The 1,455-nt window shown below is 53.4% G+C and carries 1 protein-coding gene and 1 pseudogene; both read left to right on the top strand.

The window, feature by feature from the left end; all coding sequences use genetic code 11:
* Positions 1 to 198, top strand: a pseudogene (locus tag DVK07_RS19205) (metallophosphoesterase); the annotation flags it as partial.
* The coding region (locus DVK07_RS19200; protein ID WP_147441230.1) for an AAA family ATPase at positions 198 to 1,455 on the top strand (1,258 nt) is incomplete at its 3' end. The pseudogene DVK07_RS19205 and the gene DVK07_RS19200, both read left to right, overlap by 1 nt.

The raw sequence follows: 1,455 nt of genomic DNA, 5'->3' as shown, positions 1-1,455 counted from the left end.
GAAGAAGCGGTCGAGGAAATTCAGGAGTCGATCAGTTCATCTCGTCGGGATTTGTTCCCCGACCTAGCTGGTGGTGTCGTGTTGAATATCGATGAGGATCCACTTGCCGACGGTGAAGGTGATAGAGAGGGATCGGATGAGGCGGCAGATAGTGAATCGCCTGTCAAGACAGATGAGGCAGTGGGGGTGAGTGAGTAATGCGAGTTACGGAAGTTGCACTGACGGACATCAAGTCCTACGAGAATCGAACAGTGGTTCCGATTGAGGGCGGTGTGACAGCAATTCTTGGTGAGAACGGAGCGGGGAAATCAACGATTCAGGAAGCTATCGGGTTTGCGTTGTTCGACTCACTGCCGTTCAACAACAAGGACTTCGTCCGGGAAGGAGCGAGTTCAGGGACCGTTGAAGTGACGTTCGAGCAAGATACGACTGACGGAACACAGCGGTTCCGAGTCACACGGTCGGCTGGCCGATCGGATTACGGTGTCCACCGGTACGATACCGAAGGGGAGACGTGGGTCGATCAAGACATCGATTCAAAGTCCGAGTTGGTTCGTTGGCTATGTACACGGTTTGACGTTGCTGATGGCGACGAGTTACAGAGCCTGTGGGAGTCGTGTATCGGGGTGCCACAGACGCGATTCCTGTCTGACTTCGCGCAAACAGCGGCGAACCGAACACAGACGTTCGACGCGCTGCTCAATCTGGATGCGTACGAGGAATCGTGGAATGCCCTGAAGGGCGTACCGGACGCGATAGAGAAGCAACAGCAGGATCTTCGGAGCGATATTGACACGCTCACCGGTGAAGTGCAAGCACTGCCAAATGAACGTGACAAAGCCGAGTCGCTGTCTGATCAAGTCGACGCGCTCCAGGCAACCATTCAACAGAAAACCAGTAAACTGTCGGAGAAGGAAGACGAGTATGACACGTTGGCAGAAACCCAAGAAGAAATCGAGCAACTCCGGCAGGATGTGGACTCTTTCAAACAAAAAATCGAGTCAACCAAGCGAGAGTTAGAAACGGCAGAAGAGGAGCTTACAGACGCCGAGAAGGCACACCAGAAATGCGAAGAGCATCGTGAGGAGTACGAGCAGTACACGGAAGCCCGTGAGCACCAGGAAGAGTTAGAGGAACAAGAAGCAGAGCGGGACGAACTTGAACAGCAGAAAACGGAGCAGGAACAGGAGATCACGTCGATTGAAGCCAAGGTGGAACAGCTCAAAGACGATGTCTCCAAGTTAGAAGAGGCCCAGGAGACGCTGGCGTCGCGGGAAGATGACAAGGAGCGGTACGAGGAACTTGAAGAACGGGTTGAGTCACTTCGGGATCGTGAGGACGAGGTTGAGGAGTTCGAGGGTGAGATCGAGCGATTGGACGGGGAGATCGAAGAGATAGAGGGAGAAATCGAGTCTGTCAAAGAAACAATTGCGGAGATAGAGGATAAGTGGGAAG

It is taken from the genome of Halorubrum sp. Atlit-26R (assembly GCF_003666015.1).
GTDB lineage: Archaea > Halobacteriota > Halobacteria > Halobacteriales > Haloferacaceae > Halorubrum.
The sequence above is the reverse complement of the archived record's forward strand: the minus strand, read 5'-3'. Positions and strand labels throughout refer to the sequence as shown.